Origin of the sequence: Bacillus cereus group sp. Bce019, assembly GCF_051781745.1 — a bacterium.
In the GTDB taxonomy this organism is placed as follows: domain Bacteria; phylum Bacillota; class Bacilli; order Bacillales; family Bacillaceae_G; genus Bacillus_A; species Bacillus_A cereus.
The window spans coordinates 20,702-45,659 of the sequence record NZ_JBPWJX010000025.1; the positions used below are offsets into that span (position 1 = coordinate 20,702).

The window sequence follows — 24,958 nt, forward strand, 5'->3', positions numbered from 1 at the left end:
ACAATCATTTTAACTTTTCGATTTCTTCTTCCAATATTGAAATCCAATAAAATTCACTATTTTTTATTGTTGCTAATATCCATTTCGTAGTGTACCAAGCTAGCTCATACTCTTCCTTCGTGACATCACCACTTTTATAAGCATCCTCTAGCTCCTCTTCATCTAATACATACACCTTACCGCTAGATAATAATACTACATCTAAATATAAATCATCAAAATACGGTAAACCACGATCGTCTATTTTATATTCTTTCGCCACATCGATATAATATTGCACTAATTTTTTCTGATCATCTAACATAGCGGTAATCGCAAAGTTTTTCCCGTCTATGAAATATTGAATCCACGTATACTGATCTGCTGCAATACAAAGTTCTTCACCATCATATTCTTTACAACTAGGCTCTCTCACCTTTTTTATATCCAGTATTCCGAGCATTCCCTCTTCCATTTGCTTAACCGTATAACTCTTTTCTATTAGTCTCTTCCACGAAGAACCGTCACCATATTTACGTTTCATTATGTCTACTCCTCTTCTATATACAGAAAAGCTCCCACATATTATGTGAGAGCTTGTTCATATTATAATTAAGCCGCTTGACCCTTTTCAGAAATCTCTTTTAAATAAGCTTGTCCTTTTTCAGCGTCATATTGACCTTCCCACTTAGACATAACTACAGCTGCTAAAGAGTTTCCTACAACGTTAACTGCTGTACGAGCCATATCTAAAATACGGTCAATACCAGCAATGAACGCTAAGCCTTCAGGTGGAATACCTACTGTACCAAGTGTCGCTAATAATACAACGAATGATACGCCCGGTACACCTGCGATCCCTTTTGATGTAACCATTAATACAAGCAACAATGTAATTTGTTGTGTAATAGATAAATCAATACCGTACATTTGCGCTAAGAAAATAGCCGCAATTGCTTGATATAAAGTTGATCCATCTAAGTTAAATGAGTAACCTGTCGGAATAACGAAAGATGTAATTGCTTTCGGACAACCGAATTTCTCCATTTTCTCCATGATTTTTGGTAAAACTGTTTCTGAGCTTGCTGTAGAATACGCTAAGATCAGCTCGTCTTTTAAAATCTTAAAGAATTGGAAAATGTTAATTCCAAATATTTTCGCTGTAAGTCCTAAGACAACTACGACGAAGAAAATCATTGCTCCATATACGACAATTAGTAATTTCCCTAATGGAATTAATGAAGCAAGACCAAATGTAGAAACTGTAACACCAATTAGTGCAAACACACCAAATGGTGCAAATTTCATAACTTGGTTTGTTACGTAAAACATTGCGTCAGCCACACCTTGGAAAAATTGAAGAACTGGTCTTCCTCTTTCACCAATTGCTGCTACACCTAAACCAAATAGTACAGAGAAGAAGATAATAGCTAGCATATCTCCGTCAGCTAACGACTTCATAATGTTCGTTGGAACAATATTTACAAATGTATCTGCAAATGAATGACTTTGTACTTGCTCTGTCGTATGTGTATATTTCGAAATATCTGTCTTTGTTAACTGCTCCATATTTACGCCTTTTCCTGGTTGGAAAATATTCGCTATTAATAGACCGACAATAATTGCAATTGTTGTAATGATTTCAAAGTAAATAATTGTTTTTCCGCCTAGTCGACCTAATTTTTTAACATCGCCAACACCAGCAACCCCAACAACAATACTTGCTACAACAATTGGCACAACGATCATTTTAATTAATCGGATGAAAATATCACCAATTGGTTGTAAATAACTCACCACTGCTGGATTGCCAAAGAAAATCGCCCCAACCGCAATACCAAGCGCAAGTCCTATTAATATTTGCCATGCTAGTCCTATTCTTTTCATATTTGTTGTAACCCCCTCTTCGATGTGTCACTCTATCTCTCATTCTATCTCTATAAAACTAAGAAATTAAGAGTATTACATATTATTCGACAATTCACTACATTTTGTCCCTGTTAAAAATCATAAATCAAAAATTTAAATCTGACAACAAAATAACTTTGCCCGAACGCAAATAATTTTCTTGACAAAAAGTAGACCTATGTCAGAAAACCTCACATGAGAACGATTCCTCACTAGTGTTTTATTAGCTTTCCAAGTAATATTTCACCTCATAAAAACGATTACTTTCCTCCTTCATTTTACAGGAAAATTCCAAAATATACCTTTGTTACACATATGAATAAAATGTAAGCACTATGACAATTACAGTTGAAAAATGATAAATTCCGACAAAACTTAGCAATTTTATAAAATTTTCTTTACATTATGATTACAACGATAGACACCCTTCTTCTTATGATATATAACATTCATAGGGAAAGGAGTCAGACAACAATGAAAAAGAAATTTGCAGCGTTTAGTGTTTTAGCAGCAGGAACGATTTTTGCTTCCCCGTTACTTTCACCCGTATACGCTGAAACGAATCAAGATAAATTATCTAACATTCAATCTGAATTAGAAGGCAAACAAAGTGACTTACAAAATAAATCAGTCGAGAAAGAACAAATAGAAAAAGAAATTCAAGAATTACAGAAGAAAATCGATGAATTAACTACTTCCATTAATAAAAATGAGACTGAATTAAACGATACAAAAAAAGAAATTAGCAAAACACAACAAGTAATTACTGACAAAAAGAAACATATAGAACAATTACAAACAAACATAGATACACGTCAGGAAGTTATTAAACAACGATTACAATCTATGCAAGAAAAACCGCGTACAAATATCATTACAGAAGTATTAACAAACTCTACAAACATTGCTGATCTTGTTGATAATATGTACTCCGTAAGTTTAATATTAAACAACGATACAGATATTGTAAAAAAACAAACATCTGATCAAAATGCTGTAACGACAGAAAAAGAGGCTGTTGAGAAAAAAGAACAACAACTGAAAGACTCTGAACAAAAACTAGAACAAAAACAACAAGAATTACAAAATAACCAACAGCAGCAACAAACTCTTATTAACGATCTACATACGAAAGTAGCAAAAGTAGATTCAGAGATTGAAGGATTAGAAGAATCCAAGGGCATTTTAGAAAATCAACGTCAAGCTGTTCAAAAAGCAATTGAAGAAGAAAAACGGGCGGAAGAAGCTCGTAAAGCGGAAGAAGCCCGCCAGGCAGAAGAGGCTCGCAAACAACAAGCTACTAAATCTGCTCAAGCGGCCCCAACACCACATGATACAAATATCGGTGGTTTTATCAAACCAGCAGCTGGATCAAAAACTTCCGGATTTGGTGTACGTTCTTTAGATAACCATAAAGGAATTGACATCGCTGCTTCGGGAACGGTTCCAATTATCGCTGCTGCAGATGGCGTTGTTATTCGCTCAGAATTATCATCTAGTTACGGAAACGTAGTGTATTTATCTCACCGTATAAACGGAAAAACATATACGACAGTATATGCTCATATGAATAGTCGTTCTGTATCGAATGGACAAACTGTAAAACAAGGCGATCAGCTTGGATTTATGGGGAATACGGGCCAATCATACGGACAACATTTACACTTCGAACTTCATCTTGGAGAATGGAATGTCGGCAAGACAAACGCAGTTGACCCATCACCTTATATCGGATTATAAAAAACCTCGGTGCCTACCGAGGTTTTTCATTTACACTTCACACAATATAGGCATTCTACATAGACTATAACTAAATGCCTATAGTTTACGAGGTAATCCATATGAATACGCAATTACAACAAAAAATAGAAGAAGCTAGAGAAACGTATATTGGCCGGATATTTACATTTGGCGGCTCAGTTTTATTTTTAATCGGTTCATTCCTCGCTGTCACCACAGCCTATAAAGCGTATAATCGTCTATTACATTCATCAACATAAAAAAAGACGGGAGATCCCCGCCTTTTTTATGCAAACATTTTAAATACACCTATCGCATTTAAAAATACAATTATTACAGTTACCGGAATAACATAACGAAGTAAGAAGAACCAAATGTTAAATAACGTTTTCCCTTTCGTTTCCGTCACTTCTAATTCTTTCATCAACAACTCTTTACTCATTTTATTTGGTACAAATAATGAAATAGCTAGTACTCCTAACGGCAGCAATACGTTACTTACCGAAAAGTCGACTAAATCAAAGAATGTTTTCCCAAATATTTTCACGTCACTCATAATCCCAAATGATAACGCTGATGGAATACCGACTGCAAAAATAAGAATACCAATTAATAATGATGCTGACGGACGCTTCTTCTCATTACCTTTCGCAACAGATGCTACTACAATTTCAAGCATTGAAATTGCTGATGTTAAAGTCGCAAAGAAGAATAAAATTAAAAACATAATAAAGAAAAATTGACCAAATGGTATTTTTGCAAATACTGCTGGAAGGACGATAAACAGTAATCCCGGTCCTTCAGTCGGTTTAACTCCTAATGCGAAAATCGCTGGGAAAATTGCTAATCCTGCAAGTACTGTAACAAAAACAGTTAAACTTACAATAGATGTTGCCGATTTCGCTAAATGTTCCTCTTTCTTTAAATACGAACTATACGTTACCATTACCGAGGCACCTACAGTTAGCGAGAAGAAAGATTGTCCCATCGCATATAAAATTGTATCTGCTGTAAGCTTTGAAAAATCTGGTTTTAAGAAGAACTCTACTCCAGCAAAAGCACCATCGAGTGTTAACGCACGAACAATAATCGCAATAAATAAAATAAATAATAGCGGCATCATGTACTTACTTGCCTTTTCTATACCTTTCTCTACACCTTTACTTACAACAAAAATCGTACAAAGCATAAAGATAAATTGTGCTCCAATCGCACTTAATGGATTTGAAATCGTTTCACCGAACAATTGTCCATAATCAGCTGCACCATTCCAGAAACTTCCTGTCACACTATAATATAAATAAAGTAAAATCCATCCACCTACAACACTATAAAAAGATAGTACACTAAAACAAGTAACAACTCCCATACGACCAATCCAAGGATATAATTTGCTATTTGGCACTAGTACTTTATAAGCTGTAACCGCCTCTTTTTGCGTGCTACGTCCAATAACAAACTCCGCTATTAGAAGAGGCATACCTATAAATAAAGTTAATAGTAAAAATACAAGGAAGAATGCGCCTCCCCCGCCATTACCTGCAACATATGGAAATTTCCATATCGCACCAAGACCTACTGCGGCTCCGGCTGCTGCGAGTACAAAGCCTATTTTCGACGTCCATTGCTGTGTTTCTTTCATCATAATTTCTCCTTTTCTGAATATTTAAACTTTTGTTAATTATACACTTTCATTTCATACTCGCACACCTCCTTTAGAAAATAAAAAAGTCCCCTACACGCAAATATGCATGTAGAGGACGATATATGTAATGTAAATACCGTGGTACCACCTCAATTGGATTGATAAATCCCACTTGTTCAAGTACAGGAATAATTCCGATACTCTATCCTTTTAACGGCGGAACCCGGGTTGCCTACTACAATGTTCAACATACCTCTCGCAAGCCCATTCTGTATATTTTATCGTACCGGGCTCCCACCTAACCCCAGCTCTCTGAACGCATCAAATATACGTACTCTTCTTGCTCATCGATTTCATCTATTGAAGTTACTTGTGATTATAAATTATATTTTTATATTTGTAAAGCGCACTTTATCTTTTATTATTTTAAAACCTTTTCCTCTAACTCACGTAAAAAACTTTCTCTTTTCCCCTCATTTTGCACATATACTGATTTTAACACTTCTTGGAGCAATATATTTCGTTCCCTCTTTTCTAACTGTAAATCTTTTAACTTCAACCTTACTTCATATAAAAAATCTAAATACGATTCATATGTCTCATCATATTTATTTGCAATATCATCTCGAATTTTTTTTGCGAGCTTCGGGCTCGCTCCCCCAGTAGAAACTGCTATATTAAGTAAACCACGATGAATCGCTGCCGGAAAATGAACATTACCACTTTCTGGATTTGTAATAACATTTACTAATTGATTCTCAGCGGCATCTTCAGCAACTTGTTCATTTAATATTGAATCACTACTCGCTGCAACAACTAAAAAAGCACTTTTAATATCACTTTTTTCATATTCTCTTTGATACCAACGAATTTTCTTTTCTTCCACAAGTTTTACTAAATTCGCATCTAATTCTGGACTTATCACAACTATATCCGCACCTTGTTTGAGTAAAGGAATAATTTTAAATCCTGCAACTTTTCCCCCGCCAATAACAACAACGCGTTTCTCATTAACTCGCACTGTAAGTGGATACATACTGATCTCCTTTCAATAACTCCGTCGTTTTCTGAATTAACATATCTTGAAACGCTTCATTCTTCCCTAAATATGGACTGAGTTTTATCTCTTCCACTTCATATTGGCGCACTTCTTTCTCAATATGTTTCATAAGTAAACCTGTAAATAACAAGTAAGGCAGTACAACGATGTTCTTTTCTTTTCGTTCTACAACTTCCTTTAACTTCTCCTCAAATTTTGGCTCTGCAGCCGCTAAATAACAAACTTCTACTTTTTTAACCTTCTCTTTTGTTTGAAATAAAGAAGCAATCCAGTTTATATCTCTTAATACTTCAGGATCACTGCTCCCTCTTGCAACAAGAAGTAACGTCACTTCATTTTTATCTTCCTGTTCGATGCCACTTCCGCTATACACCGATTTAACAAGTGTTTCTGATACACCAAACGGATTACCATAGGTCACTTTAACATCCGAAAATTGATTGGTTAACTTTTCTAATTCAAAAGGGATATCTTTTTTTACATGACCTGCCGCTAATAAAAAAACAGGGATAGCAATAATCTCAGTGGCCCCACGCTTCACACATGTACGAAAACCATCTTCAATAGAAGGATTCGCTAACTCTAAAAAACAAACCTCTTGAATAGTCGCTTCTATACGGCTCATACACGATGTAATAAATTGAATCACCTCTTCTTTCGCTGTCTTCAAACGACTTCCATGACATATATATAAGACGGCTTTCATTTTACAACACTCCACTTACTTGATAAGCATTTTCTGTCTGCTTCTCAAACCAATGAATTTTCTCTCTAAAACGGACAACCTCTCCAATTACAATCATACTCGGATTTTGAATTTGCTCTTTTTTCGCAACATCTACAATTGTCCCTAACGTTCCAACAACTGTGCGTTGCATAGACGTCGTCCCCTGCTCAATAATAGCAGCTGGCGTACTTTTATCTTTTCCATGCTTCATAAGTTGCTCACATATGTAGGGCAAATTACTAACCCCCATATATACCGCTAAAGTCTCTACACCTTTCGCTAAACTTTCCCATTTCACTTCTTCTTCAGCACCTTCTTTCCTATGCCCAGTCACAATAGCAAAACTTGCACTTGCATCACGGTGCGTCACTGGAATGCCCGCATAAGCAGGAGCAGCTATTCCAGCTGAAATACCAGGAATGATTTCAAATGGTACACCTTGCTTTGCTAATGCTTCAGCTTCTTCTCCCCCTCTACCAAACACAAATGGATCGCCACCCTTGAGCCTCGTTACAACTTTTCCTTTTTTCGCATACTTAATAAGAAACGTGTTAATTGTCTCTTGCTTCATCGTGTGATAATTCGGGAGTTTTCCACAATAAATTAAATCCGCGTCAGGCTTTGCGTATGAAAGCAGCTCTTTATTCACAAGTCGGTCGTATAAAATAACATCTGCCTTCTCAATACATTTCAACCCTTTAACAGTAATTAAATCTGGATCGCCAGGACCCGCTCCAACAATATAAACCTTCCCCATCATCTCTCCTCATTTCTTCTATTAAAATGAAACTTCCATTCGTATATAAGAATGGAAGTTTTTATTTTTTCGTATTACTGATCTCTACTCATGGATAACAAATGCCCCACCTTTTCGAATCTTCTTTTTTTCAAACAAAGAAATCTCTTTTACCTCTGGCAACGGTAAAAAATGCTTTTCAAGCTCAATCTCCGCAAGCTTAAATGCCTGTTCTTCACTTTGAGCAACAACAACAATCGGAACAATACTATTTACTAACACAGCTTCAAATCGATATAAATCCATATCGTCCCTCCTAAGACGCTATTACTTCTTCTAGCACGTTATTTAACGCTATTTGTAATGTATCTACACCAACACGACCTACAAAATCATAAAATGTTTCGGCTGGTAATTTATTCTCTTTGAAATAACTTATAAATGATGCGAGTACATCAGGTAGATCCTCGCCATCTATTTTTCCTTTTAACTTTTGATTGTAGGCACCGCCATCTAACAATGTTCCACCTACGTATATTTCAAACGCTTCAACAATACCTTTTTCCTTCGTTTTCATTTTCACCCCTTGTAGCCCAATGTCAGCAATTTGACGTTGACCACATGAATTCGGGCAGCCTACCATATGAATTCGAACTGGAACATCGAGTGCAATTTGTGTATCTAAGTATTCTGCAATTTTTCGTAATCTTTCTTTCGTTTCTACTAGTGCAAGATTACAATATTCAATACCGGTACATGAAACCGCATGACCAATAAATGATTTCGGGCTAGCAGATATCGCTTCAAACAGCGGTTCACTAAGTAATCCTTTTACATTTTCTGGAGGAACGTTCGGAATAATGAAGTTTTGCGAGTTACATGTACGAATTTGTCCATTTCCATATTGCTTTGCGATTCTTGCAATCTCAAACATTTCTTCTGCATGTAAACGACCTACCGGTACATTAAAACCTACATATTTTAGTCCCTTTTGTTTTTGGTCTTGAACACCATAAAAATAGCCTGCATTCCATCCTTTGAGTGCACTTTCCCCTTTACTTTGTAAAGGCCCTGTATACTCTATTAGTTTCTCTTTAAATTTCTCTGCTCCCCAGTCCGCAACAAGAAATTTCAACCGAGCTAAATGACGTTTTTCACGATATCCAAAATCACGGAATATAGTAGCAATCGCAATCGCCACCGCCTTCACTTCTTCTGGTAAAACGAATACATCTAATTCATCAGCTAAATACGGTCGAGCTGATAATCCTCCACCTACTTTTATATGAAAACCAACTTTTTTCTCACCATCTATTTCTTTCGTTGCAGGCGTAAATGCAACACAGTTAATTTCTGCGTTTGCTGAATTATAAATATTAGAACTAATAGACATTTTAAATTTACGTGGCAAGTTAGAAAACTCTTCATTATGTTGGAAGTAATCATATACTTCTTTTACAATATGCGTTGTATCGAATAGTTCATTTGCATCAATGCCAGCAAGCGGATTACCTGTAATATTCCGCGTTATATCACCACAAGCCCCCGCTGAAGATAACCCAACTCTTGCTAATCTTTTAAAAATATCTGGAATTTGCTGAATTTCTAACCAGTGAAACTGAATCGCCTGTCTCGTCGTAATATCTATTACATTACGTCCATAATCTTCAGCGATAGAAGCAAGTACTTCTGCCTGTGCATTTGTAATAATCCCTGACGGAATATTTACCCGCATCATAAAATAACCAGCTTCTTTCGGTCTTTGTAAATACAAGCCTGCCCATTTAAAGGCATCCCACTCTTCTTTCGGAATAGATTCGAAACCATTTTCCGCATAGTAAGGAATATCATTAAAAATTTCTAAGCCATCTTTTTCTAATTTATTTTTCTCGGTCTGATTTAATTTTTCATTGTTAGCCCATACTTTTTCATAACTCATTGTTTATCCCCCTATATAAAACTACGCTCTTGTAAGTACTTCACGATTTGTTCTGCACATTCTTCAATAGAATATTTGTGCGTTTCTACAATTAATTCCGCTTGCTCTGGCTCTTCATAAGGCGAATCAATACCTGTGAAATCCTTAATATCACCTTTTCTTGCCTTTTTATAAAGTCCTTTCGGATCACGTTTCTCACACTCTTCAATCGGACACTTCACAAAAATTTCAATAAATTCATCTGCCGCTAATAAATCTCTTACTTGTTTGCGGTCTACTCGAAATGGTGAAATAAATGCTGTAAGGACAACTGCTCCTTGGTCTACAAATAACTTTGCCACTTCGCCAATACGTCTTATATTTTCCATGCGATCACTTTCAGAAAATCCTAAGTCTTTATTTAAACCGTGGCGAATGTTATCCCCATCCAGCACATAATTTCCAATATTCTTTTCAAACAGTTTACGAGCGACCGCATTCGCTACTGTAGATTTACCCGAAGCTGATAAACCAGTAAACCAAATTACAAAACTATGGTGTCCATTCTTCACTCTTCTCTCATCTTTTGAAACCGAAGCTGTATGCCAAGTAATATTCGTATCCATCTCGTTCTCTCCCTATTCTGTTACTACTTCTTTTTTCAAGCCTTTAATTAGCACTTCCACTACTTCTTTACGACTAAATGTACTTGGCGGAATCTCACCATTTCTTAATAATTCTCTTACTTTCGTACCCGATAAAATAACATGATCTTCTTTTCCGTGCGGACATGTTTTCGTTGAAGCCATCGCTTCACATTTCGTGCAGTAAAAACTATGCTCAAAGAATAGTGGTGTAATTCCTAACTCTTCTATCGTAAAATTTGTGAAGATTTCTTGCGCTTCATACGTTCCGTAATAATCTCCTACTCCAGCATGATCACGCCCTACTATAAAGTGGGTACATCCAAAATTCTTTCTTACTAACGCATGAAATATCGCTTCCCTTGGTCCTGCGTAACGCATGGCAGCAGGAAATACACTTAAAAAGACACGATTTTTCGGATAATAGTTTTGAAGAAGTACTTCATAGCTTTCCATTCTTACATCAGCAGGAATATCATCCGATTTCGTTTCTCCAACGAGCGGATTTAAAAAGAGACCATCTACAATTTCAAGAGCAGATTTTTGAATATACTCATGGGCACGATGTACCGGGTTTCTCGTTTGAAATCCGACCACTGTTTTCCACCCACGTTTTTTAAATGCTTCCCTCGTTTCAATTGGGTCTAAATGATAAGAAGGAAATTGATTATTTTCAAAGCGTTTTGTTAGAATAATAGTTCCTCCAACGTAAACGTTTGGTCGTTCATATAATTTTTTCACTCCTGGATGAGCCTCATCCGTTGTTTTATATACAAGTAACGCTTCTTTTTCTTTATCTGGTACAAAAATATCTTCTATTTGAATGACACCGTATATATTTCCATTGTTAACAAGCTTTACTTCCTCTCCAGCCTTCAGGCTTTCTGCGACTTTTTCTGTTACCGGTAATGTAATTGGTATACTCCACACACTACCATTTGCTAAACGAAGCGTTTCTACAACTGAATCATAATCTTCCTTCCCTAAAAAACCAGTAAGGGGGCTATATCCACCTGTCGCCAATAGTTCTAAATCACTTAACGCAATATTGTCTAATTTAATTTCTTTTTCAATTTGTGATACGTCATATGTCTCATCTATACGGTTTACTAATTCGTTTACTATGCTCATTTTTCTATATCCTCTCTTAGCTTTATTTCAAGATTCATCTTATTGGTAATGAAGACCACATTCAGTTTTCACTTTTCCAGCCCATCTACCATCTCTTGAATCGCCACCATCCCCTACAGGTAACGTACATTTCTCACACCCAATACTTGGATAGCCAACATCATGCAACGGGTTATACGGCAAGCTATGTTTGTATACATATCGCCAAACTTCTTTCCACGTCCAATGAATGAGTGGACAAACTTTAATAGATTGAAAACGATGATCTTGATTTATAAACTTTGTATGCTTACGTGTTTCTGATTGTTCCCTTCTTAAGCCCGATATCCATGCTTTTTCAACGACTAATGATTTTTCTAAAGGTAAAATTTTTCTAATCTTACAACAAAGATTCGGATTGCTCTCCCACAGTTTTTCACCATGCAACTTCGCCTGTTCATCAAGTGTAAGTTCTGGCTGTTTTTCTATAATATTCAATGAAGGAAATCGTTCCCGCACTTTTTGAATTAATTCATACGTTTCTTGAAAATGAACATTTGTATCCAAAAATACAACTTTAGCAGATGGATTTACTTGGTTTATAATGTGCAGCAATACCATACCTTCCACCCCAAAGCTACATGCGTAGACAACCTCATCTTTATATTCTTTATAAGCCCAATTTAATACTGATAACGCACCTTTTGTTTCATCTTCTTCCGAAAACGAAACAACATTTTCTTCCCACGTTTCATACGTCAACATGTTTTTTCCCCCTGTAAAAGCAAAAAGACGGTTTTAACCTAATGAAAATAGGTTAAAACCGCCTCTAGTTTTTCTAGTCAGCGCTTTTCACTTTAAACGTACTTTTTCACTTTTCTCTAACTGAATTACTTTTCCATCTTGCACAACAATTGTAATTGAACCATATTTCATATCAGCAAGCATCGCTTCAATCTTCTCGGATACTTCATCAAAATGTTCCCGTACACTCACGCGAACAGCCCCCCTTTTTATTCATAAAAAAAATCTTTCCCATTTCGAAAAGACTGTTCGGTAATATATTTTACCTTATCTTTCAAAATGGATCCCATTTTGCTGGATTTAGCACCTTGCTTTCTATAAGCAGGTTGCCGAGCTTCTTCGGGCCAGTTCCCTCCGCTTCTCTTGATAAGCTTTGTATTTGTATTTTATCACAATTCTGATTTTTTTCAATCCTAGTTTTCCGATATATTTTAATTATTTTATTTTATAAAAAAGGAATTGCCCATTCGAACAACTCCTTTTCCTATTTAGACAAGCTCTTTAATACGTATGCGATCGTTCCCAATAATATTTTCATATGTTTCGCGTTCCACAACTACTTGCGATGTTCCGCCTTTTGCAAAGACAACGGCTGGTCTTCGCATCCGATTGTAATTATTCGCCATCGAGTACCCATATGCTCCTGTACAGGAAACTGCTAGTAAATCAGAAGCAGCGACTTTCGGTAAATGAATATCCCAAATCAACATGTCTCCACTCTCACAGCATTTCCCGGCAATCGAAACGAGTTCCTCATTCTCATCATTCGCTCGATTCGCTAACATCGCTTCATAACGCGCATTATATAAAGCAGGTCTTAAATTATCTGTCATTCCACCATCGACTGATACATATTTCCGAATACCAGGAATATCTTTCACAGATCCAACTGTATAAATTGTTGTCCCAGCATCACCTACAATGCTACGGCCTGGCTCAATCCATATTTCTGGCAATGGATATTCACATAGAGTAAATTGTTCTCTCACTGCACTTGTTACAGCTCGCACATATGTCTCAAGAGTTAATGGTGTATCCGACTCTGTGTAACGTATTCCAAATCCCCCGCCTACATTTAACACTTTTACTACATAGTTTGTTTGCTCTCTCACTTCTTCTAAAAATTGGCGAAGAACTTCAATTGCTCGAACAAAACCAGCTGTTTCAAATATTTGCGACCCAATATGTGAATGGATCCCTAGCACATTATAATTGGATTTTTGTAAAGCAAATCCAATTGCCTGCATTGCTTGACCATTTGAAACACCAAATCCAAATTTCGAATCATCCTGACCTGTTGTAATATATTCATGTGTGTGCGCCTCTACTCCAGGCGTTACACGAATTAATATGTTCACAAATTTCCCATGTTGCATCGCTAAATCGTGTAAAACTTCTAATTCAAAGAAATTATCTACAACAAAACAACCGATATTCGCCTGAAGAGCCATCACTATTTCTTCTTCTGTTTTATTATTTCCATGAAAATGAATACGTGATGCCGGAAATCCTGCTTGGAGCGCAGTATATAATTCTCCCCCAGAAACAACGTCTAATGACATATTCTCTTCACGAGCTACTCGGCACATCTCCATGCACAAGAACGCCTTGCTTGCATATGCTACTTGATAAGAGAAACCACTTTCTTTAAAAGCACGATGAAATGCTCGGCATTTTCCTCGAATAGACTCTTCATCGTATACATAAAGTGGTGTTCCGTATTGCTTTGCTAGCTGCGTCGTATCGCACCCTCCAATTTCTAAGTGTCCTTGCCCATTAATTCGGCTTGTGCCGTGTAAATACATTTAAATTCCTCCCTTATTTCCTCTAAAACTCATAACCCCAATCTTCTATTCATTGCAGCACGCTTTTAGATAGACAAAAAACGCGCGGAACAATGTTCACACGCGTTTCTTATTAGGAAAAATATATATTGAAAAAATAAACGAGTTGTTATCTCCTCAAAATAAGAAACCGCATCAACATCTCCAAATAGCTCTCCATAAAATAAATCTTATGACAGTACTACATTTATTCAATGCAGTCCCAATATATGAATAAGATGGTTATTCTTATATTTCGGCAATAGTCCCTTTCAACCTATGATCACAGATTCCATTAAATCTCCCATAGCTTACTCTTTCCTATCGCGGCCTCTACCTTTGAGAGTAGATGAGGTAAGTCTATTTAATTTTCAAACATCTAATTGTTGCTATTAACAATACCAAAGGACCATTTTATTTGTCAAACAATTTTTTATATTATTTTTTTACAGTTTAGTTTCGTATCATTTGGTAAGCGCTTTACCGAAATCTTTGTCACTTCCCATTCGCCTTCTTCGTTATTAAATGTAATCGTTACCTTCTCAAATGGTGGAGCAATTTTCCCAGCAACACGTTCATACTTTGTCACTTCAATACTTGCTTGAAATAAATATGTACCGCTATACACTTTTTTTAAACTAATAATTTTAGGACATTGATAAGGTTTCAAACTTCCATATTGTTTTTCAATTGCTTTATTTATTTTTGGAAATAAAACAGAATAAAGTGCATCTTCCATAAGAGGTGCATCATATTGGGCTACCGACACACTCGGTGAAGTAAAAAGTATAACACTACTGCATGCTATAAAATATAATAATTTTCGCATTATAACCTCCGTATTATCACGCGATTCTTTCTGCGTACGATAATTATCATACATAGAAATTCTGTTTTATTGTCTCCCACCACTCTTTTTCTACTCGATTATTATAAAAAAGCCCACAACCTTCTTTTATTTTCGTATAATGATACTCATAGTATAATAATCATAATAACAAAGGACTGTTCGTATATATAAAACGAGTCGTTAAGCAAACTGACTCACAAGAACTGTCATGCTTTTTAGGAGAGGAGTATATTATGCTACAACACCTGTTTCCAAAACTGCGATTTGCACTCGTTGCAGTCGTTTTACTATGGATTAAAACATATATTGTGTACAAGCTAGCATTTGATATTAAAATTGATAATTTCTTTGAAGAATTCATGCTTTTTATCAATCCACTAGCTGCGTTACTTTTATTTTTTGGCTTAGCTTTACTTGCATCTAAGCACCGAAACCGAATTATAATTGGAATCAGTTTTATACTGTCATTTATTTTATTTGGAAACGCAATGTTTTATGGGTTCTATAACGATTTCGTTACTTTCCCGGTTTTATTCCAAACAAACAATATGGCTGATTTAGGGACAAGTATAAAAGAACTCTTTACGTACAAAACATTACTTTTATTTGCAGATGCAATTATTTTAATGTTTATTTCACGTAAATTCCCATCATTTGGCGACAAAACACCACTTTCCCGCTCAGAGAAGCGAACTTTCTTTAGCGGTGTAACAGCTTTATTAGCACTACAAATTGTTGTATCAGTTATTTATAAACCACAAATGTTCTCGCGCTCATTTGACCGTCAAACTGTCGTGAAGAATTTAGGTTTATACACATACCATCTATTTGATATTACGCTTCAATCCAAGTCTTCAGCTGAGCGTGTATTTGCAAGTGGGGATGGTTTTTCTGAAATTAAAAACTATACAGACTCAAAAGACAAACAAGTTGATAAAAACTTATTTGGAGCTGCAAAAGGTAAAAATGTAATTTTAATTTCAATGGAATCTACACAAAACTTTGTTATTAATAAAAAAATAAATGGAAAAGAAATTACACCATTTTTAAATGAATTTATTAAGGATAGTTTCTATTTCGATAACTTCTATCATCAAACTGGACAAGGCAAAACTTCTGATGCTGAATTTATCGTTGAAAACTCACTTTATCCGCTAGATCGTGGTTCTGTATTCTTTACTCATGCAACAAATGAATACACAGCGACACCAGAACAATTAAAGAAATACGGATATTCTTCTGCCGTCTTCCATTCAAACGATAAAACGTTTTGGAATCGGGATGTAATGTATCCTGCGCTTGGATATGATCGTTATTTTAATTTAAATGATTACGCAGGAACGGAGCAAATGTCTGTCGGTTGGGGATTAAAAGATAAAGAGTTCTTTGAACAATCTATTCCAAAGTTAAAATCTTTACCGCAACCGTTCTATACAAAATTTATTACATTAACAAATCATTTTCCGTTTCTTCTAAATCCGGAAGATCAATATGTTGATGAATTCAACTCGGAAAGTGGTGTTGTAAACCGCTACTTCCCAACTGTTCGTTACACAGATGAAGCTCTTAAATTATTTATTCAACAATTAAAAGAAGAAGGATTATATGATAATTCCGTTATTGTCATTTATGGTGATCATTACGGTATTTCCGAAAACCATAACGCAGCTATGGCACAGTTCCTAGGAAAAGATACTATTACACCATTCGATTCTATGCAATTACAACGAGTCCCTCTTATTATTCATGTGCCTGGCCAAGAAGGAAAAGTTGTTTCTAAAGTATCCGGTCAAATTGATATTAAGCCAACGCTCCTTCATTTACTTGGTATTAAAACAAATAAATCCGTTGAATTTGGAACTGACTTATTTATTAAAGAGAAAGACCCGCTTATGGTAATGCGTGATGGTAGCTTTGTTTCTGAAGAGTATGTTTATACAAAAAATATGTGCTACAAAAGAAGTACGGGTGAAGAAGCTGACATGACGTTATGTCAGCCGTATATTGAAAAAGCAAAAACAGAATTAAAACTCTCCGATAAATTAATTTATGGAGATTTATTACGCTTCGATCCTAATAATCGATATAAAACCGGAACGATGACAACGAAATTTGAATAGTAAAGGAAGCAACTTTATACAAGTTGCTTCCTCTTTTTATTTCCACTTAATTTTCGAACCATCCTTCTATGAAATCTTTCACAAATTGGTAATTTCTTTCGTATGAGGAATAAATTTATGGTATGATAAAATAAGTAAACTTTCATACACTAATTAAGAATTTATTACAGAAAGCAAGGGATCAGATTTTGTATAGAGCAGCTATTCCAAACTTATTTACGCTCGGAAATTTATATAGCGGATTTTTATCAATCGGCTATGCATCTTTAGGATATTATAAATCAGCTGCTATTTTAGTACTTATCGGGATGATGTTAGATAGTCTTGATGGTCGTGTTGCTCGTTTATTACGTGTTGATTCACAAATGGGAAAAGAGCTCGACTCGCTTGCAGATGTCGTAACATTTGGTGCAGCACCAGCTGTTTTAATGTATTACACATCTTTCTCAAACTACGGAATCATCGGATTATACATAGCGGGATTATTCCCTCTTTTCGGAGCATATCGTTTAGCACGATTTAATGTAACACCATCTTCTACTTCAATGAAATATTTCACTGGAGTACCGATTACAGCAGCGGGAGGGCTTGTTGCTTTCTTAACATTATTTTCACATACCATTCCAAAAATCGTTCTTATTACCGTATTTGTAACGTTCGCATTTTTAATGGTGAGCCGCATTCGTATCCCAAGTTTAAAAGATGTACCAATTCCACGATATAGCATCATTATTACACTATTTTTAGTTGGAATCATTATTACAATGTATCAAACAGGATTTGGAAATTTTTCTGTTTTCTTATTCATTGCCATTCCACTATATATTTTGTACATGTTATCTCAATTCATTAGACAAAGACCGTCTAAAAAAGCCAATAAAGAAAAATAAGAAAACCTTCCGAGTCCGGAAGGTTTCTTTTTATTTTGTAACTAATACCTTTTGATTTACAGGTGTTACTGGCTCTTCGCCGTTTAATACAGCTAAAATATTTCTGACAGCCATTTCAGCCATCGCATCACGAGTTTCAAATGTTGCATTCCCTACGTGTGGAGCAAGTACTACATTCTTTAATTCTTTTAGCTCTTCTGTAATTTTCGGTTCAAATTCAAACACGTCAAGAGCTGCTCCTTCAATTTCATTCGTTTTTAATGCATGAGCAAGTGCTGCTTCATTCATAATTGGTCCACGTGAAGCATTTACAATATACGCTGTTTTCTTCATCATTTTAAACTGCTCTTCATCAATCATATGATGTAATTTTGGATTATAAGCACAGTTAATTGTAATAAAGTCTGCTGTTTGTAATAATTCTTCCAACGTCACATACGTTGCTCCCAGTTCACTTTCAGCTTCAAGCTTACGATTTGGCCCTGTATATAAAACATCCATTCCAAATGCTTTCGCACGTTTTGCAACAGCCTTCCCAATTTCTCCAAGACCTATAATTCCGATTGTCTTACCATGGACTTCTCGTCCTAAGAAAAATAACGGTGCCCATCCGTTAAATCCAGTCGTACGACATAACGTATCCCCTTCAGGAATTCTACGCGCCGCTGCTAAAAGAAGTGCAAATGTTAATTCTGCAGTCGCTTCCGTTGATACTTTCGGTGTATTCGTAACTGCAATTCCTTTTTCGCCCGCATACGTGTAATCAATATTGTCGTAACCAGCACCATAGTTTGCAACAATCTTTAAATGAGGCGCTGCATCAATAACTTCTTTTGGCACTTTTGTCGAAAGTAAACTTAACAATGCATCTTTATCTTTTACACGCTCTGTTAATTCATCTATAGAAATTAACTCCTCTTTATTGTACATTTCTACATTATGATCTTTTAATAGTTCTAATCCAATTTCCGGAATTTTTCCCGCTACTAATATTTTTGCCACTACTAACACCTCTTCTATAGAAAATAAGACATCTCTTATATTTCATTGTAAGAAATCCACATATAAAAACCAAGGAATTTGATTATAGTTTTGAAAATCGACACTTTTCCATGAAAAAAGAGGAGATGCAACTCTCCCCTCTTCTTACGCTTTTTCCTGCGATTCTTTTCCAAGCTTCACATCAATAGTTCCTTCTGCAACCGTATCGCTAATTTGCTCCTCAATAACCGATTGAGATGCAGCATTCGTTTCAGAAGTATAAGCTTGTTGCTGTGCACCTTGTACATTTTGTTTGTTTTGTTGTTTCGCCATTTCTTACCCTCCTTTTCATTCTTTCTTATTTTGAACAAAAAGGACAGTTTTCATCAAAAAATTGCGTTTCATTTTGAATTTGTTACTTCTTCTTCAAGCGACCTCATTACTCTTGCTCGCTTCGTAAATGTTGCAACCTGAGTAACACCGTGAGCTCGTAATGTTTGTATATTTTCTTGTACATAATTCCCTAAATCATTTGGGTAATGGGCATCCGAAGAAATCGTAATTGGAACACCATACTTAGCTAATACTTGTAAATATAGTGGACTTGGGCACATTTCACGAACAGGATAACGATAGTATAATCCTGCATTTATTTCTGTTGCCGTATTCGTTTCTACTAATGCACAGGCAATTTCCTCATAATAAGAAAGCTGTTCATTCTCATCCAATCGATAATTAAATACCTTTATATTATCAAGATGAGCGATAATATCAAATAACTCGGTACGAATCGCACTCTCAACTGTTTTAAAAAACATATCATATAATGCGCGTAGGTCATGCACCTCAAAATATTCTTTCGTATCTGGATTATCAAATCCCCAGCCATTTAGAAAATGAACGGAACCAATTACATAATCAAAGTCTCCTAGCGCTAATAATTCTTTTAACTCTCCTTCACAACCAATAAAATAATCCGCTTCAATTCCAAGTTTAAGTGTGACACCTCTTTTCCCCCATCGTTCTTTCGCCTCTTCAATTGCCTTTGTAAAATCATACAGTGAAACTACCCTTACTTGATCTAACCATTCTTTCTGTATACGACCGAGCTTAGAATCACTAATATCTACATATTTTTCATAATATCCTTTTGCTTCATGAAAACGATATAGATGATCAACAATTCCCACTTCTTTTATTCCTTTTCGCACAGCTTCTTCTAAATATAGATCTATCCATTCTGTTGTAAATGGCCCTTCCTTCACACGCTTTTGCAAACGCTCTTGTGTTTTCATAAGCCAATCAATAGAATGTCTTTCTTGAAGCGGTTCATAACATTCCAACGCTTCATTTATTTTAGCAAGCCATCCTATTGAATACGGTCCTTCTTCTAAGTGAAGATGATAATCTACTTTCATATACATTCCCCCTTATAATGTATCTATTTCCCTTCTATCCCCAACTCTCGAAAGCTTTCCATTTCGTTCTTTCACCTCTCGCATCACATCTTCCAATGCAATATTTTTTTCAGCTAATAAAACGAAACAGTGATAAAATACATCAACTATTTCTTTCACTACTTCTTCTTTATCATTATTTTTACATGCGATAATTACTTCAGCACACTCTTCACCAATCTTCTTTAAAATTTTATCTTCTCCTTTTGAAAATAAATAATTTGTATACGATTCAGGAAGTGGGCTTCCCTTTCGTTCTTCAATTGTTTTATACAGCAACTTAAAGGCATTTTCCATATGTATCCCCCTATATAATTTGATAGTGAAAACATGTCTTCTCTCCCGTATGACAAGCAGGTCCTACTTGTTTCACATTCACAACAATTGAATCTTGATCACAATCTAAATATAAAGATTGCACATATTGAACATTCCCTGATGTTTCCCCCTTATTCCATAACGACTGCCTCGAACGAGAATAAAACCATGTTCTTTTCGTCTCTAACGTTTTTTTATATGCTTCTTCATTCATATAAGCTAGCATTAAAACGTCTTTCGTACCTTCTTCGATGACAATTGCCGGTATTAATCCTTTTGAAAAATTAGGTTTCATAACCGCACCTCAATATTTGCATCTCTTAATTTTCGCTTTACACTCTGCACTGTCGCCTCACCATAATGAAAGATGGATGCCGCTAACGCTGCATCAACCGTTGTCTTTTGAAAAACTTCTATAATATGATCCGTATGACCACAGCCTCCTGATGCGATGACTGGAATAGAAACACTTTTTGAAATTTCTTCTATTAAACGAAGGTCATATCCGCTTTTCGTTCCATCTGCATCCATACTCGTTAACAAAATTTCACCTGCCCCAAGTTTAACAACACGCTTCGCCCATTCTATGGCATCCATTCCTGTGTCAACTCTTCCGCCGTTGACATATACGTTCCATTTATCTTCTGCTACTTTTCTAGCATCAATTGCCACGACAATACATTGTGATCCAAAGTGTTCTGCCCCTTCTTCTATTAACTTCGGGTTTCGCACTGCCGCTGAGTTTAGTGAAACTTTGTCTGCCCCAACTCTTAGTAAATTGTACATATCTTTCACACTTGATATCCCCCCGCCAACCGTAAGAGGAATAAATACTTTTGCTGCTGTTTTTTCTACAACATCTATAATCGTTTTTCTTCCTTCATGAGTCGCCGTAATATCTAAAAATACGATTTCATCTGCCCCTGCCTCGTTATATGCTTCAGCTATTTCAACCGGATCACCGACATCTTGTAATCCTATAAAATTTACACCCTTTACGACTCGCCCTTCTTTCACATCTAGACATGGAATAATTCGTTTCGCTAACATAACTTCGTTACCTGTAATACTTCTTCTAAATCAATCGTTTTCTCGTAAAGCGCCTTTCCAATTATGACCCCATATATATTCATATCATTTAACTTTTTCACATCTTGAATAGATGCCACTCCTCCAGAGGCGATGAGACGAATGCCCACACTTTTTTGAAGTATCGCTAATTGTTCAAAATTTGGACCTGCAAGCGTCCCGTCTTTCGAAATGTCTGTAAACACAATCGTTTGAACACCTAAACTTTCCATTTGTTTCGCTAAACTAACGTAAGAAATTTCAGATAGATCAAGCCAACCTCTCGTTGCTACGAAACCATTTTTCGCATCAATTCCAACAATGATTTTCTCTTTATATAGACGAACTGCTTCCTCTAAAAATGACTTATCATAAAGAGCTGCTGTTCCTAAAATCACTTTTTCTACACCTGCTGACAATAACTTCTCCACCGTTACAAGTGAACGAATTCCTCCTCCCACTTGCACAGGAATACGTACCGCCTTGCAGATTTTTTCAATGACGGGCAAATTTAAAGACTCGCCAGCAATTGCACCGTCTAAATCAACAATGTGTAGTATTTCCGCTCCAAGCTTTTCAAATATGATCGCCTGCGCTACTGGATCTTCATTCATCACCGTTTCTTTACTAAACTCTCCTTGATAAAGTCTAACGCATCGTCCTTCTTTTAAATCGATAGCTGGGAAGATTTCCATGCTTCTACCACCCCTTGAAAATTTTTTAATATTTGCATGCCAATTTCGCCACTTTTTTCTGGATGAAACTGTGCACCAAATACATTTCCTTTCGCGACAAACCCTGGTACTTGCATTCCATAATCACTTACTCCGCATACAATTTCATCTGGACAATCCGCGTAATATGAGTGAACATAATACACGAAAGAACCATCCACTAATCCATTCCAAAGCGGAAATTCTCTTTCCTTCCTTAATTCATTCCATCCCATATGAGGAATTTTATACGAAACTTTTAACTTACGAATTTCCCCTGGTAGTAAACCTAACCCGCTACAATCTTTTAGTTCCTCACTTCGTTCAAATAAAAGCTGCATGCCCAAACATATACCGAGGAGTGGTTTTCCTATATCACAAACCTCTTTTAGTACACACACTAAATCTCTTTCTTCTAATACGTCCATCGCTTTCGGAAATGCACCTACTCCCGGTAAAATCACGCCATCGCTTCTCAATATCTCTTTTTTATCACTCGTTACAATGTACTCTGCGCCAATATATTTTAATGCTTGCTCTACACTGCGAATATTCCCCATTCCATAATCTATAATGGCAATCAATTACAACATTCCTTTCGTTGAATTTACACCAGTAATGTTGGCATTTTTTTCGACCGCTTCTCTAAGCGCTCTACCAAAAGCTTTAAATAATGCTTCAATTTTGTGATGTGTATTACTTCCGTATAGAATGCGCGCATGTAATGTAATATTGGCAGCATGTGCAACTGCTCTAAAAAATTCTTCCGTCAATTCTGTATCAAAATCCCCGAGCTTCGGATTTGTTAATTCCCCTTGAAATACACAATATGAGCGTCCACTTATATCAATTGCGACAAATCCTAAAGATTCATCCATCGGTACATACGCAGAACCGTAACGATTAATTCCCTCTTTGTTTTGCAATGCTTCTTTCAAGCAATTTCCGAGTACAATTCCAACATCTTCAACGGTGTGATGTGCATCGACAAATACATCACCTTCTGCTTCAACCTGCAATCCAAATCTTCCATGTCTAGCAAATAAAGTAAGCATATGATCGAAAAAACCAACTCCTGTTTGAATAGATACATTTGTACTTTCATCAAGCTGCAAATTTAATTTAATTTTTGTTTCTGTCGTCTCACGTGCTTGACTGGACTGACGCATTATTTTTCCTCCTCAAACCTTATTTGGATTGCTCTCGCATGTGCATGTAACCCTTCTTTATTTGCAAGCTCTACAATATGATGCTGTACATTTTTTAATGCTTCCTCCGTATAAGAAATAAAACTTGATTTTTTCACGAAATCATCGACTGATAACGGAGAAAAAAATCTTGCCGTTCCGCTCGTTGGTAATACATGATTCGGTCCCGCTAAATAATCCCCGAGCGGTTCAGGTGAATATGGCCCAAGGAAAATAGAGCCTGCATGTTTCACATAATCTAGAGCATTCATTGGTTCTTTTATATGTAACTCTAAATGTTCTGGAGCAATTTCATTTGATAACTTTAGCGCCTCCTCTAAAGAAGGAACGATAAAGATGGCTCCATTTCTATTTATTGATTCACGTGCAATTTCACTTCTTGGTAACGTTTCTAACTGTCTTTCTACCTCTTTTTCTACTTCTTTAGCTAGTTCCATATTCGTTGTAATACAAATCGCCGTTGCTCTCTCATCATGCTCTGCTTGCGATAATAAATCCGCTGCGATATATTTTGCATTACCTGTTTCATCCGCGACAACTACAATTTCTGATGGACCAGCAATCATATCGATATTTACTATTCCGTATACTTCTCGTTTCGCTAGAGCGACGTACAAATTTCCCGGTCCAACTATTTTATCCACTTTCGGAATCGATTCCGTCCCGTATGCTAAAGCAGCAATTGCTTGTGCGCCACCTATCGTATAAATTTCATCTACTCCCGCCAGATCTGCAGCAGCTAATATATGCGGATCAATTCCTCCTTTCCTCGGCGGTGTTACCATTACAATCTTTTTCACACCTGCGAGTTTCGCCGGCAATACATTCATTAATACTGAAGAAGGATATGAGGCTGTCCCACCCGGTACATATACACCTACATTTTCTAACGGCCGAATGAGTTGCCCTCTAATTATCCCTTTACTTTCACAATCGAATATTGAGTGCTTCTTTTGCTTTTCGTGATACGAAACAACGTTTTTCTTCGCCTCTTTTAAAGCTTCTAAAAATGAATTCTCTACAAACATACTCGCTTGCTGTATTTCTTCTTCACTTACACGAAAATTTTTCATCTCTACACCATCAAACTTTTTTGTATAGAAAGATAAAGCCTCATCTTTCCCTTCCCTTACATGTCTAATGATTTCTCTTACACTTCTTTGAACAGTTTCTTCTATTATATTAGCGTTTTCTCTTAGCACTTTTATTTTAGATAATGCCTCCTTAAATTCTTCATAAATGATTTCCATTTTAAATCC

The 24,958-nt window shown here is 36.1% G+C and carries 28 protein-coding genes, 2 riboswitches and 1 other annotated feature; of the genes, 4 read left to right on the plus strand and 24 right to left on the minus strand.

The genetic code is table 11. From position 1 onward, the window contains the following. Window positions 1–4: 4 nt before the first annotated feature. Window positions 5–523 carry a DUF402 domain-containing protein gene (locus ACS2QP_RS24070; protein WP_025688989.1) on the minus strand — a complete coding sequence of 173 codons (519 nt, stop codon included), beginning with the start codon at window positions 521–523 and terminating at the stop codon, window positions 5–7. 68 nt (window positions 524–591) lie between these two features. Continuing rightward, the gene (gene gltP, locus ACS2QP_RS24075) at window positions 592–1,866 is read right to left on the minus strand and encodes a glutamate/aspartate:proton symporter GltP (protein WP_000821134.1); all 1,275 of its coding nucleotides are present in this window, start codon (window positions 1,864–1,866) and stop codon (window positions 592–594) included. Window positions 1,867–2,361: 495 nt separating this feature from the next. Here gltP and ACS2QP_RS24080 point away from each other — a divergent pair, with 495 nt between their 5' ends. Together ACS2QP_RS24080 and ACS2QP_RS24085 are read left to right on the plus strand one after the other, a co-directional pair. Next, window positions 2,362–3,627, plus strand: a complete 1,266-nt coding sequence (locus ACS2QP_RS24080; RefSeq protein ID WP_000726086.1) for a murein hydrolase activator EnvC family protein — start codon at window positions 2,362–2,364, stop codon at window positions 3,625–3,627. A 101-nt stretch (window positions 3,628–3,728) separates the two neighbouring features. Continuing rightward, window positions 3,729–3,887, plus strand: coding sequence for a hypothetical protein (locus tag ACS2QP_RS24085; RefSeq protein WP_001096001.1), 159 nt, complete (start codon window positions 3,729–3,731; stop codon window positions 3,885–3,887). Window positions 3,888–3,913: 26 nt separating this feature from the next. On the opposite strand, the gene ACS2QP_RS24090 is transcribed toward ACS2QP_RS24085, so the two are convergent. The 12 genes from ACS2QP_RS24090 to ACS2QP_RS24145 form a co-directional block, all read right to left on the minus strand. Further along, window positions 3,914–5,269, minus strand: a complete 1,356-nt coding sequence (locus tag ACS2QP_RS24090) for a sodium-dependent transporter (RefSeq protein WP_000665430.1) — start codon at window positions 5,267–5,269, stop codon at window positions 3,914–3,916. 111 nt (window positions 5,270–5,380) lie between these two features. Further along, window positions 5,381–5,629, minus strand: a binding site (T-box leader). A gap of 64 nt (window positions 5,630–5,693) precedes the next feature. Beyond that, entirely contained in the window at window positions 5,694–6,308 is a 615-nt protein-coding gene (locus ACS2QP_RS24095; protein WP_000283356.1) for an NAD(P)-binding protein, read from the minus strand. Next, a complete protein-coding gene (locus tag ACS2QP_RS24100) occupies window positions 6,283–7,038 on the minus strand; it encodes a sirohydrochlorin chelatase (RefSeq protein WP_438882943.1) in 756 nt (251 codons plus the stop codon). The genes ACS2QP_RS24095 and ACS2QP_RS24100 overlap by 26 nt, the downstream gene beginning before the upstream one ends. A gap of 1 nt (window position 7,039) precedes the next feature. Beyond that, the gene (gene cobA / locus ACS2QP_RS24105; RefSeq protein WP_000521262.1) at window positions 7,040–7,816 is read right to left on the minus strand and encodes a uroporphyrinogen-III C-methyltransferase; all 777 of its coding nucleotides are present in this window, start codon (window positions 7,814–7,816) and stop codon (window positions 7,040–7,042) included. Window positions 7,817–7,900: 84 nt separating this feature from the next. Further along, window positions 7,901–8,101, minus strand: coding sequence for a DUF3906 family protein (locus ACS2QP_RS24110; protein WP_000366914.1), 201 nt, complete (start codon window positions 8,099–8,101; stop codon window positions 7,901–7,903). Between the two features lie 10 nt (window positions 8,102–8,111). Continuing rightward, window positions 8,112–9,734 carry a nitrite/sulfite reductase gene (locus ACS2QP_RS24115; protein WP_000119621.1) on the minus strand — a complete coding sequence of 541 codons (1,623 nt, stop codon included), beginning with the start codon at window positions 9,732–9,734 and terminating at the stop codon, window positions 8,112–8,114. Window positions 9,735–9,745: 11 nt separating this feature from the next. Further along, window positions 9,746–10,339: an adenylyl-sulfate kinase gene (cysC, locus tag ACS2QP_RS24120; RefSeq protein WP_000380499.1), complete on the minus strand. Its 594-nt coding sequence runs from the start codon at window positions 10,337–10,339 to the stop codon at window positions 9,746–9,748. A 12-nt stretch (window positions 10,340–10,351) separates the two neighbouring features. Beyond that, window positions 10,352–11,488, minus strand: a complete 1,137-nt coding sequence (gene sat, locus ACS2QP_RS24125) for a sulfate adenylyltransferase (RefSeq protein ID WP_000029491.1) — start codon at window positions 11,486–11,488, stop codon at window positions 10,352–10,354. Window positions 11,489–11,527: 39 nt separating this feature from the next. Next, the gene (locus ACS2QP_RS24130; protein WP_000959020.1) at window positions 11,528–12,232 is read right to left on the minus strand and encodes a phosphoadenylyl-sulfate reductase; all 705 of its coding nucleotides are present in this window, start codon (window positions 12,230–12,232) and stop codon (window positions 11,528–11,530) included. Between the two features lie 87 nt (window positions 12,233–12,319). Beyond that, window positions 12,320–12,463: a YezD family protein gene (locus tag ACS2QP_RS24135; RefSeq protein ID WP_000116158.1), complete on the minus strand. Its 144-nt coding sequence runs from the start codon at window positions 12,461–12,463 to the stop codon at window positions 12,320–12,322. Window positions 12,464–12,535: 72 nt separating this feature from the next. Continuing rightward, window positions 12,536–12,644, minus strand: a riboswitch (SAM riboswitch). Window positions 12,645–12,759: 115 nt separating this feature from the next. Beyond that, a complete protein-coding gene (gene lysA, locus ACS2QP_RS24140) occupies window positions 12,760–14,076 on the minus strand; it encodes a diaminopimelate decarboxylase (RefSeq protein ID WP_438882944.1) in 1,317 nt (438 codons plus the stop codon). 180 nt (window positions 14,077–14,256) lie between these two features. Beyond that, window positions 14,257–14,438, minus strand: a riboswitch (Lysine riboswitch). An 89-nt stretch (window positions 14,439–14,527) separates the two neighbouring features. Beyond that, window positions 14,528–14,923, minus strand: coding sequence for a DUF3888 domain-containing protein (locus tag ACS2QP_RS24145; RefSeq protein WP_031312108.1), 396 nt, complete (start codon window positions 14,921–14,923; stop codon window positions 14,528–14,530). A gap of 254 nt (window positions 14,924–15,177) precedes the next feature. Here ACS2QP_RS24145 and ACS2QP_RS24150 point away from each other — a divergent pair, with 254 nt between their 5' ends. Both ACS2QP_RS24150 and pssA read left to right on the plus strand, forming a co-directional pair. Continuing rightward, complete coding sequence (locus ACS2QP_RS24150; protein WP_000939078.1) at window positions 15,178–17,064, plus strand: LTA synthase family protein; 1,887 nt, start codon at window positions 15,178–15,180, stop codon at window positions 17,062–17,064. Window positions 17,065–17,252: 188 nt separating this feature from the next. Further along, a complete protein-coding gene (gene pssA, locus ACS2QP_RS24155; RefSeq protein WP_000285417.1) occupies window positions 17,253–17,954 on the plus strand; it encodes a CDP-diacylglycerol--serine O-phosphatidyltransferase in 702 nt (233 codons plus the stop codon). 30 nt (window positions 17,955–17,984) lie between these two features. Here pssA and ACS2QP_RS24160 read toward each other — a convergent pair whose 3' ends face one another. The 10 genes from ACS2QP_RS24160 to hisD all read right to left on the minus strand — a co-directional run bounded on the left by ACS2QP_RS24160 (window position 17,985) and on the right by hisD (window position 24,949). Beyond that, window positions 17,985–18,956 carry an NAD(P)-dependent oxidoreductase gene (locus ACS2QP_RS24160; protein ID WP_001062858.1) on the minus strand — a complete coding sequence of 324 codons (972 nt, stop codon included), beginning with the start codon at window positions 18,954–18,956 and terminating at the stop codon, window positions 17,985–17,987. 144 nt (window positions 18,957–19,100) lie between these two features. Next, a complete protein-coding gene (locus ACS2QP_RS24165) occupies window positions 19,101–19,268 on the minus strand; it encodes a YozQ family protein (RefSeq protein ID WP_001118878.1) in 168 nt (55 codons plus the stop codon). A gap of 68 nt (window positions 19,269–19,336) precedes the next feature. Further along, entirely contained in the window at window positions 19,337–20,353 is a 1,017-nt protein-coding gene (locus ACS2QP_RS24170) for a histidinol phosphate phosphatase domain-containing protein (protein WP_000861836.1), read from the minus strand. Between the two features lie 12 nt (window positions 20,354–20,365). Next, entirely contained in the window at window positions 20,366–20,689 is a 324-nt protein-coding gene (hisE, locus tag ACS2QP_RS24175) for a phosphoribosyl-ATP diphosphatase (RefSeq protein ID WP_438882945.1), read from the minus strand. 10 nt (window positions 20,690–20,699) lie between these two features. Then, on the minus strand, window positions 20,700–21,005 hold the full coding sequence (gene hisI / locus ACS2QP_RS24180) for a phosphoribosyl-AMP cyclohydrolase (RefSeq protein WP_000803956.1): 306 nt from the start codon (window positions 21,003–21,005) through the stop codon (window positions 20,700–20,702). After that, entirely contained in the window at window positions 21,002–21,760 is a 759-nt protein-coding gene (hisF, locus tag ACS2QP_RS24185) for an imidazole glycerol phosphate synthase subunit HisF (protein ID WP_098212758.1), read from the minus strand. The genes hisI and hisF overlap by 4 nt, the downstream gene beginning before the upstream one ends. Beyond that, window positions 21,754–22,473 carry a 1-(5-phosphoribosyl)-5-[(5-phosphoribosylamino)methylideneamino]imidazole-4-carboxamide isomerase gene (hisA, locus tag ACS2QP_RS24190; protein WP_000402298.1) on the minus strand — a complete coding sequence of 240 codons (720 nt, stop codon included), beginning with the start codon at window positions 22,471–22,473 and terminating at the stop codon, window positions 21,754–21,756. The genes hisF and hisA overlap by 7 nt, the downstream gene beginning before the upstream one ends. After that, on the minus strand, window positions 22,446–23,075 hold the full coding sequence (hisH, locus tag ACS2QP_RS24195; RefSeq protein ID WP_000560360.1) for an imidazole glycerol phosphate synthase subunit HisH: 630 nt from the start codon (window positions 23,073–23,075) through the stop codon (window positions 22,446–22,448). The genes hisA and hisH overlap by 28 nt, the downstream gene beginning before the upstream one ends. Beyond that, complete coding sequence (gene hisB, locus ACS2QP_RS24200) at window positions 23,076–23,660, minus strand: imidazoleglycerol-phosphate dehydratase HisB (protein WP_438882946.1); 585 nt, start codon at window positions 23,658–23,660, stop codon at window positions 23,076–23,078. Beyond that, window positions 23,660–24,949: a histidinol dehydrogenase gene (gene hisD, locus ACS2QP_RS24205; protein ID WP_000402933.1), complete on the minus strand. Its 1,290-nt coding sequence runs from the start codon at window positions 24,947–24,949 to the stop codon at window positions 23,660–23,662. Before hisD ends, hisB begins: the two co-directional genes overlap by 1 nt. Window positions 24,950–24,958 lie beyond the last annotated feature (9 nt).